This is a genomic window from Enhygromyxa salina (genome assembly GCF_002994635.1).
In the GTDB taxonomy this organism is placed as follows: Bacteria; Myxococcota_A; Polyangia; order Nannocystales; family Nannocystaceae; genus Plesiocystis; species Plesiocystis salina_B.
Genome location: NZ_PVNL01000093.1, coordinates 41763 through 50890, shown reverse-complemented (window position 1 = coordinate 50890; position 9128 = coordinate 41763). Strand labels below are relative to the sequence as shown.

The 9128-nt window shown below is 68.4% G+C and carries 9 protein-coding genes; 2 read left to right on the top strand and 7 right to left on the bottom strand.

Annotated elements, in window-relative coordinates; genetic code table 11:
- Window positions 1-1913, top strand: a 1913-nt coding sequence (locus ENSA7_RS23180) for a hypothetical protein (RefSeq protein ID WP_181234024.1), incomplete at its 5' end; no start/stop codon positions are given.
- 287 nt (window positions 1914-2200) lie between these two features.
- Here the strand turns inward: ENSA7_RS23180 and ENSA7_RS23175 are convergent.
- The 6 genes from ENSA7_RS23175 to ENSA7_RS23150 form a co-directional block, all read right to left on the bottom strand.
- Window positions 2201-3187, bottom strand: coding sequence for a HupE/UreJ family protein (locus tag ENSA7_RS23175; RefSeq protein WP_106091511.1), 987 nt, complete (start codon window positions 3185-3187; stop codon window positions 2201-2203).
- Complete coding sequence (locus tag ENSA7_RS23170) at window positions 3184-3996, bottom strand: peptidylprolyl isomerase (RefSeq protein ID WP_106091510.1); 813 nt, start codon at window positions 3994-3996, stop codon at window positions 3184-3186. The genes ENSA7_RS23175 and ENSA7_RS23170 overlap by 4 nt, the downstream gene beginning before the upstream one ends.
- Window positions 3993-5387 carry a purple acid phosphatase family protein gene (locus tag ENSA7_RS23165; RefSeq protein ID WP_146158034.1) on the bottom strand — a complete coding sequence of 465 codons (1395 nt, stop codon included), beginning with the start codon at window positions 5385-5387 and terminating at the stop codon, window positions 3993-3995. Before ENSA7_RS23165 ends, ENSA7_RS23170 begins: the two co-directional genes overlap by 4 nt.
- A 108-nt stretch (window positions 5388-5495) precedes the next feature.
- Window positions 5496-5780: a carboxymuconolactone decarboxylase family protein gene (locus ENSA7_RS23160; RefSeq protein WP_219908041.1), complete on the bottom strand. Its 285-nt coding sequence runs from the start codon at window positions 5778-5780 to the stop codon at window positions 5496-5498.
- Between the two features lie 39 nt (window positions 5781-5819).
- Entirely contained in the window at window positions 5820-6086 is a 267-nt protein-coding gene (locus tag ENSA7_RS23155; protein ID WP_106091508.1) for a carboxymuconolactone decarboxylase family protein, read from the bottom strand.
- A gap of 59 nt (window positions 6087-6145) precedes the next feature.
- Window positions 6146-6445 carry a hypothetical protein gene (locus ENSA7_RS23150; protein ID WP_106091507.1) on the bottom strand — a complete coding sequence of 100 codons (300 nt, stop codon included), beginning with the start codon at window positions 6443-6445 and terminating at the stop codon, window positions 6146-6148.
- A 112-nt stretch (window positions 6446-6557) separates the two neighbouring features.
- Between ENSA7_RS23150 and ENSA7_RS23145 the strand changes: the two genes are divergently transcribed.
- Window positions 6558-7394 carry a GNAT family N-acetyltransferase gene (locus tag ENSA7_RS23145; RefSeq protein ID WP_106091506.1) on the top strand — a complete coding sequence of 279 codons (837 nt, stop codon included), beginning with the start codon at window positions 6558-6560 and terminating at the stop codon, window positions 7392-7394.
- Here the strand turns inward: ENSA7_RS23145 and ENSA7_RS23140 are convergent.
- On the bottom strand, window positions 7387-9102 hold the full coding sequence (locus tag ENSA7_RS23140) for an Aq_1262 family (lipo)protein (RefSeq protein WP_106091505.1): 1716 nt from the start codon (window positions 9100-9102) through the stop codon (window positions 7387-7389). The genes ENSA7_RS23145 and ENSA7_RS23140 overlap by 8 nt on opposite strands.
- Window positions 9103-9128 lie beyond the last annotated feature (26 nt).

The window sequence follows — 9128 nt, the reverse complement described above, 5'->3', positions numbered from 1 at the left end:
TGGGCGGATGCACCGATCCATCGGTCGATGGTTCGTGTGACGAGATCGACACCTGCGAGACCGAGGGTGGCGCGGGAGACGGAGACGGGGATGGAGACGGCGACGGGGATGGCGACGGCGACGGCGAAGATCCCGGTCCCATCGAACCCAAGGAGGTCTTCAATGAACGCCGCGCTTGGGTCTTGGAGACGCTCGCCAATCCCGAGGGCTGGGCCACGCTCCTGGGCGCGCTATACGTCGATCCCGACGACCCGGTCGCGCTCGAGCAGGCGGTCGATACGGTGTGTCTGGGCAACGATCAATCGGTGCCGTCGGGGACCTACGCCCTGGGCCTGTACTGGGAGCACTTCTCCGAGGCCCAGCGACAGGAGATGAAAGACTGCATGAAGTCGTGGCACGAGATCAACGGCCACGGCACCGAGAACCACGCGTTGATGAAGAATTTCGCGGGCTTCTTGTTCACCCAGTGGTTCCCCGAGGAGGACGATTGGTTGACCAACCAGGGGCCGCTGGTATCGGGGGACGAGCTGCACGAGTCGATCAAGGCCAACTTGCTGCAGGTGATGTCGAGCCTCTACGACAAGGGCTACACCGAGAATCTCTCGACGACCTACGACATGCTGCACCTGTTCCCGTTGCTGGGGCTGTATGCCTTCGCCGACGACGACGAGATCGTGCGGGCGGCCGAGGCGGCGCTGCTCTTTCACTATGCCAACCTCGCCATGAACACCTTTCATGGCATCACCCTGCCGCCCTACAATCGATCAAATTACCAGCAGGTCAACGCCAACTATCACGGGGTGCAGCCCAACGTTCAATTCATGAACTGGATGTACTGGCCCGAGGGCACCAACATCACCGACGATGTCGAGACCTGGCGCTCGCACAGCCACAACTCGACCGTGGTCTACAACGCCTCGATCGAGTGGTGTCCGCCCGATGTGATCCGCAAGGTCGCAACAGGCAACACCACCAGCTACACCGGGCACGGCTCGTTCGCGCGCTTCGGTGCGTGGGGTGACGGGCCGTCCCACGACAACATGCGTACGGTCTATCGGACCGGGGACTACGCCGTGGGCACGGGCTTTCTCCGCTACCAGCCCGGCGGTTTCTACGTCAACTTCAAGAACTTCATGCTCGCCTACGCGAGCAGCGATACCTACAATTATATCGAGAGTTCACACAATTACTGGGGCAGCGCGCTGAGCGAGGCCGCGGCCTGGCGCGGTGCCTCGAACTCGCCGTTTCACGAGATCGCCCACCATGAAAACACGGTGATCAGCCTGTTCAACATCCCCGAGCTCGACCCGTGGGAGGGCCTGGGCTCCTGGGCGGACCAGCGACTCCAGGCGCCGATCCAGCGGGCCGACACCCGCTATCCCAAATCGGTGGACGAGGTCGTCGAGAGCGAGGGATGGATCTTCATGCGTGAGGGCGAGGTCTACGTCGGGATTCGTCCGCTGCGTGACTATGTCATCGACACGGAGACGACCGACGAGCTGGCCGAGTTCAACATGATCCGCTCGGAGGGGGCGACCAACGCGATCGTCTACGAGCTGGGCACGGTGGCGCAGCACGGCAGCTTCGAGGGCTTTCAGGCCCAGTTGCAGTCGAACCCGCTCGAGATCGACTGGGAGGCTCTGAGCGTGAGCTACACCGATTCGGACGGCGACGTGCTGCGGGCGACGTGGGTCGCGCCGGACTACGTCTATGACTCAGACGTGGTCGCCGTGGTCCGACCCGAGATCGAGATCAACGACGTGATCCAACCCGAGTTCGATCCCGAGCTGTGGCCAGTGCTCGAGGGCCCCTACGTGAGCCTGGTGGATCGGGTGCTCACGGTCCACCAGGGCGGACGCACCCTGACCGTCGACTGGTCGGGCGAGATGCCCGTGGTCACCGAAGAAGACTGAGCGGACCGTTCGAAATCGCGTTGGTGGGGGGCGCGGGTCCAGGCTCCTTCATGGCGTGCCGCGGGCATCTTCTACTGCACGGTGGATGTCGAGTGCCCGGTCGGGAGCGTGTACCTCGATGGGTGTCGGCGCCCGCGCGAGCCGATCGACCCCGCGTCCTCATCGGGACCTTCGATCGGGGTCGCCGACGAGGCCGGCGGTCACCTGCTCACCCTGACGCCGCAGCTCGAGCTCGAGCGCACTGCAAAGCTCTGCTCGCTTGCGGATCGTCCCCAGAACCAACGGGGTCAGACGCCGAACCAGGCCGAGGCCGCGCGATCGAGGGTCCAGTACACGCCCAGGCCGCCGAGCGCGACGCATACCGGCACCCTCCAGCCTGGCCACCGCACGGCCAGGCGCCGCACGGCCACCCAAGCGAGGCCGAGCACGGCGACCACCGCCAGCTGGCCGAGCTCGACGCCGATATTGAACGAGGCCAGGGCCAGGGCTCGAGCTGTGTCGGGGATCCCGATCTCGAGCAGCGCCCCCGCGAAGCCGAACCCATGCAGCAACCCGAACCCGAACGCGATCGCCCACGGCCAGCGCCGCGACCATGACGGCGGCGCGTCGCTCCGTGCGTCGATAGCCTCGCGGGCGACGAGCACGATCGAGAGCGCGATGACGATCTCCACCGCGCGGCTCGGCAGCCGCACGAGCTCGAGGACGCTCGCCGCGAGCGTGAGCGAGTGGGCAACGGTGAACGCGGTGATCGTCCAGATCAGCCGCCGCTCGAAGCCAACGAGGAGCAGCAGCCCCACCACGAAGGCGAGGTGATCCCAGCCGCCGACGATGTGCTCGACACCGAGGACCACGTACGCTCGCGCGACTCGCCACGGCCCGCCGACCACCCCCGGATCGAGGATCATCGCCGGACGCTGCCGGGACAGCACCGCCGTCTGGGTCCGCGTCGGCGACCAGCGGATCTCCACGACCACGTCCGCGTCCGCGCGCGCGAGCCCGGCGATCGTGAGCTCCCCCGTCAGGCCTGGGTCGTCGCATGCGAGCCGCTGGCCCGTGAGCTCGCAGTGCTCGGGAAACACCGGGCGAACGCCATCGTCAAACTGGCCGCCGACCGGTGCTCGCCAGCGGACCTCGTAGCTGCCGCTCGCCGTCTGCTCGATCACCAGCAGGGCAGGGTGCGGCTCGTGGGCCCAAGCCCGGTGCGGCCACACGAGCAGCAAGCACGCCAGCGCGCAGCCCAGCGCCAGCCAGACCCGAGCGGAGCGGCCGTTCATCGCTCGATCACCAGCTCCCAGCCGTCGACGAGCGCGTCGACGCGCGCGCGGACGTGCTCGCGTCGCCGCGAGCGGTGCCAGTCCTCGAGCACGCGCTCGCGGATGCCAGCGAGCCTCGGCTCCCGTCCGGGTCGCAGGGCCAGGGTCTTGACCACGTGGGTGCCGTGATCGGAGCGCCGCACGATCCACCGACCGGTGCTCGGCGTCGAGAACAGCTCGGCGGCGAAGCCCTCGCCGAAGCTCTGGGCCACGCGAGCACGCGGGCGCCGGCGAAACCGACTCCCGTCCGGGAACGGCCGCCCGAGCGCCGCTGGATCTTCGCCAGCCTCGAGCCGCGCGAGAATCTCGTCGGCGGACTCGGCCTCGCTGAGCCACACGTGCACGAAGTCCGCGGCCCCCGGCTCGGCGAAGCGAGCTCGGTTGGCCGCGAAGTAGTCCTCGAGCTGGCCAGGCCGAGGCTCGCTCGGCCTGAAGTCGTCGAGCGCCAGCTGCATCTTGTCGACGATCCGCTGGCGAACGATCGGATCGTCGCGCTCGAGTCCCAGGGCCAGCCCCTCGCGAACCAGCACCTCGGTGCTCACCCAGCGCTGCTCGGCCGCGGCGATCTCCGTTGGCGTTGGCGCGCGCCCCAGCGCCGCATGCAGCTCGTCGAGCAGCCGCGAGTGAGTCTCACGATCGAGCCGCACCTGTCGCGCGGCCGGCTCGTCGCGGGGCAGCGCGCGATCGATGCCAAACACCACCGCCCCGAGCACCACGAACGCGAGCAAGGGTTCGCGCCAGAGCGGCCGACGCTGGACCGGCCCGGTCAACAGTCGGGCAGCTCGAAGGAGTCGAGGATCTCGCCGTCGAGGGTCACGACCTCGCCGTAGGCGGTGCAGCCCTCGATTCGAAGCGACAGGTAGCCATGCTGCTCGTCGTTGACCTCGGCCGTCCACCAGTCGCCGTCGGCCGGGCGCAGACCGGCGCCGCCGTTGCCGACCACGAAGTAGTAGATGCCGCCCTCTTCCTTGGTCGACGGCCCATTCCCCTCGAGCGGAACGGTCCGCTCGTAGTGGTGGTCATGCCCGGCGAGCACGATGTCGACGCCCCACTCCTCGAGGATCGGAACCAGCCCGTCGCGGACCAGAAAGTTGGGATCGCGCTCGGACGAGGTGTAGGGCGGGTGATGAAAGAACGCGACGGTCCAGGGCTTGTCGTTCTGGGCAAGATCCTCGCGCAGCCAGTCCAGCATCGTGATGTCGCTGGTTTGATCGAGGGCGACGGCGGTGATCAGCGGCAGGTCGTTGGTCTCGAGCGAGATGAAGTGGACCTCGCCGTAGTCGAAGCTGTAGTAGCGCTCGGCGTGGGCGGGATCGAGGGTGACCTCGGGCATGTAGTAGAGGTCGAGGTAGGGCTGCCCGTTGTCGGTCTTGTACTCGTGGTTGCCCATCGTCGGCCAGGTCGGCGTCTTGTGCAGGAGCTCGGTGTAGACGTCGAACACTCGCTCCTTGAACTCCGGGAAGGTCCCGTCGCCGTAGGCCATGTCGCCGAGGTGCAAGAACACGTCGAAGTCGCGCTCGAGCATGCGATCGCGGACCGCGAGCTGCTCGGCGCTGGCGTTGCCCGAGTCGCCGAGCGCCACGATCCGGACCGCGCGGTCATCGGTCCATGCGGTCTCGAACCAGAGCCCGGTCGCGACCGGGTCGCCGTCCTCGTGGATCTCGTAGCAATACTGAGTCCCCGGCTGCAGGCCGTCGGCGGTCGCGTCGTACGCGGTGTAGTCGACCTCCTCGCCCGTGTAGTCGACCTCGAACACGCGTGGGGTCGCGGCGAACTCCATCCACGGGCCGTCCTTGCTCTCGGCCACGTGCAGCGTGGCCACGCCCCCGGTCTCGCTCGCCCAGGCCACTCGGGTGCTGCTTGGGGCGACCGATTGCAGGTAGGGCGCGCGGCGCAGGCCGGCGTAGCTCGGTGTTCCACAGTCGATCCGCTCTGGGATCCCGTCGCCGTCGCCGTCGCCGTCACCGTCGCCGTCACCGTCGCCGTCACCGTCGCCGGTCGTGCTCGTATCGCTTGGGGAGGTCGTGCTGTCGGTCGAGCTCGAGCCCGAGCCCGAGTCCGAGTCCGACCCGCTGGCCTCGTCGGCCGCGTTGTCGGAGCATGAGATCAGCGTGGCTGCGCAGATCACAACAACCATTGAATAGCTCGACGCCGAGTGCATGCCGGCGGTAGCTATCACGACCGCTTCGGGCGTGGGTGACGAGGGCGTTACACCACGGACAAGTGCTCGCCGCTCATCGGATCATTGTCGTGAGGGGTGCTTGGTCGTCTAGACCGTGGGATCGATGGCGATCCCCAGCCCATCCGCGATGCGGTTGTAGTAGTTGAACAGCGCGACGACCTGCGCGACATCATGGATCGCCGTGTCGCTGAGCCCGGCCGCGCGCAGGGCCAGCACGTCGGCCTCCCGCATGGCGCCGGGGTCTTTCGTCAGCTTGGTCGCGTACTCGAGGATCGCACCCTCGACGTCACGCAGCTCGGCGGTGCGCCAGTCGGTCTTGATCGCGGCCACCCACTCGTCGGGGTCCTGGCCAGCGCAGATCTCGGAGTCCATCTCGACCTCAGCACGGAGGTCGTCGCCGTGGCTCCACGTTCAGTACTCGCACGCGTTCTGGCGCGACACGGCGGTAGCAAGCATCTCGCGTTGGGCACGGGTGAGCGGGCTGCGCTCGCCGAACATGACCTCGCGGTACAGCTGCGTCGAGATCCGCAGGACCTCCGGCCGCAGCGACTGGATCCGGATCACGTTGTAGACCTTACCCGCGCGATCGAGGGCGGCCTTGTACAGCTTGGCGAGCAAGCCGGTGGCCTGCTCGGGGGCGATGGTCTCGATCCAACCATGACGGGTGCGCGGGGGCATGCGCCATCCCAGCCCGTGGCCGCGCACATGTCAACTGAGCGACGCGGGCCGCAGCCGCGTCACCCGCCGAAGTTTTCTTTGATCGGCGGGGGCAACTCTTCGTCGGCGGGGGCGGGCAGCGGCGCGGCTTGGTTGTCCCCGCCCGGAGCCGCGCTGGTCTCGGGAGTCGACGGCGCGCCGTCCTTGCTGGCCTCGCTCGGGTCAGCGGGTGCAGGCTCGGCCTTCTTGCTGTCGTCCTCCTTGTCGTCGGCGGTCTTGGCCGGGGGGTCGTCTGTCTTGCTCTCGGGCTTGTCCTGGTTGCAGGCGGCGGTGGCGAGGGCAGCGGTGAGCAACAAGAAGCGCGAGCGATCGATCGGCATTGGCACAGCCTAGCAGGCCTGCCCGCGGTCGTCAGTGTTGGATGAGTTCGGGCCGCAACTTCGCTACGCTGAGACCCGGCGAGCGCGCCACGGATCGGAGTCGCTACCCAACATGTTCGAGCTGCGTTCACTCAGCGAAGCCGATCTCGAGGGCATCCACGCGGCGACGCTCGATGCCTTCGCCGTGTATCCGATCCCGATGCAACCCTCGCTCGCGGCGCTGCAGCTGATGCTGCATCGGCGGGGCGTGGTCTGGCCGCTGTCGCTCGGGGCGTTCAAAGGCGCCGAGCTGGTCGGCTACACGCTGAGCGCTCGCTCGGGGAGGTCGGCCTACGACCTGATGACCGGGGTCCGGCGCGCGGCCCAGGGCGGCGGGCTCGTCGGCGCGCTGTTCGGGGCTCTGTGGCCGCGGCTACGCGCCGAGGGGATCGAGCGAATGACGCTCGAGGTGATCGACACCAACGACAGGGCGGTTCGGGCCTACGCGCGGCTCGGGTTCGTCCGGGCTCGCCGGCTGATCTGCCTGAAGTGGCCGGAGCCGAAGGTCACGGTGACCCGGGCGGTGCCCGCGGGTCTGGAGCTCGTCGAGACCGCGACGCTCGACTGGCCGACGTGGTCCGCTTGGTGGGACTTCCAGCCGGCCTGGCCGGGCGGGATCGAGACGGTCGAGCGCAGCGAGCCGCGCGTGGTCCTCGAGGCTCGGATCGGCGACCAGGTCCGCGGCGTGGCGATCGCGTGCGGGAGCGATGTCTTGCAGATCGCAATCGCGCCGGACCAGCGCCGCCGCGGGATCGCCAGCGCGCTCCTCCACGAGCTCCAGCGGCGCAGCGCCGATCCGCTGCGGGTGCTCAACGTCGATGCGCGAGCCATCGCGGCGCTCGCCTGTCTGCGTCACTGCGGCGCGCGACCGTTGATCGATCAGTGGGAGATGATCCGCGAGCTCACCTGACAGGTCGCGGACGGCGGTCGCGCGGGCCGTGCACGGGGACCTCGATACCGGTCGGCTGGGCGGGCGCGAGCGCCATGTGCAGGTTCATCGTGGGCGCCAGCACGCTGTCGCGGCCGAGCGCGTAGCTCTGCTCGCGGACAACTAGCCGATACGCTGCGTCGAGGGCCAGCGCGCGCTCGGGCGAGGGGAGCAGCAGCGGTGAGACGTCCTCGGCGAGCGCGTTGATCGCCTGCATTCGCGGCTCGCCGTGCTCATCGAAGAACCGAGCGAGGAGCTCCTGGTTGGCGCGAAAGTCATCGCCCGCCTCGTTCTCGATCAGGTAGGTCGCGTACTCGCCGAGGTCGTCGGCGCGGGTGTGGTCGCCGACGCGGTGGCCATTGTCGGTCGCGGTGTGGGTCCAGCCGCGCGCGGGCGCGTCGGGGCCGAGCTTGCGACCAAACGAGTAGATGCCGTCGTCCGTGGCGCCGACGCCCGAGTGGCAGCCCACGCAGAACATGGTCTCTTCGACGGTCTGGGGGCGAAGCTCGCCGCCCGCGTCCTCGATGAAGCCCTGCATCACCCAACCGATCCCAGTGCTGGCGCCACGCTCGAGGTCGGCGAACACGTCGCGGACGCGGGCGGGAAAGTCGATCCGCTGCTTCGCGTCTTCGGCTGCGGCCGCGTCGAGCTCGGAGTAGCTCAGCCACCGGCGCTTGCGGGCGTAGCGGAGCTCCTTCATGCGCGGCGCCATCACGACGCGGCGCTCGGGCCCGGCGACGTCGAGGTAGCGGACGCTGTGCAGAAATTCGGTGCCGACCGGGAACAGACCCGCGGCGAGCTCGAGCTCGCCCCGCTCCTGGGCGAGACCAGCCTCGCCGACCCAGCGCATGGTCTGGCCGCGTAGCGGCGCCCACTGGAAGTGAACAATTGTTGCGATGCCGAGGCTGCCGTCTCCGTCTAGATCGACACCGAGGTCTCGCTCGATGCTCGGCTCGATCGCCACGTCCGCCCGGGTGATCAGGGCCTCGAGGATCGCGAGGTTGAGCTCGTAGACGGCGAGGCTGTCCACGCCCGCGGCGTCACGGCGAAACGCTTTCGGCAGGCGGATCAGCGCGTCACCGATCGAGCCCCCGTTGGTCGGGAAGAACGCGCCCGGCAGCGGCCGAAACGCGTACGCGCGCCAGCCAGTGAGCGCCCCGTCGGGCCCATGATCGAACCCGCGCGCGTCGAACTCGAACCACGCGTCGGGCACGTACCCACTCCAGCTGCCGTCGTCGTCTTGATCCCAGCCGGGCGGCAGCTCGCTCAACCGCGCGGCGAGCAGCAGCTGATCGCCCTCTCGGTAATTCGATCGCCGGACATACGCCAGCAGCTCGGGCTCGTCGATCGCAGCCAGCTCCGCGCGGCGGTCGACTCGCAGGTTGGTCCAGGGATTGTTCAGCGCGGGATCGGGCAGATCATAGGCCGTTTGCACCGATCCGTCGCCGATGAAATTGGGCCGCCAGCCGTCGTGGTGACACACAAAACAAGGGTTGTGCACGCCGCCGCGCTCGTCGATCGTGTTCGCGTAGCACTGCGGCGGAATGTAGGCGCTGACGTTGACAGGCTGGAGATTGCTTAGCTCCGGTGCGGGCCTCTGCGCCGGCTGATCGGGAACGCTCGCCTTGGCGGGACCGGGGTCGGATGAGGCGACCTGACAGCCCATGAGCAGCAACCCCAGCAGGGACACAGCGGGTAGACTCGCGAGACGGAACA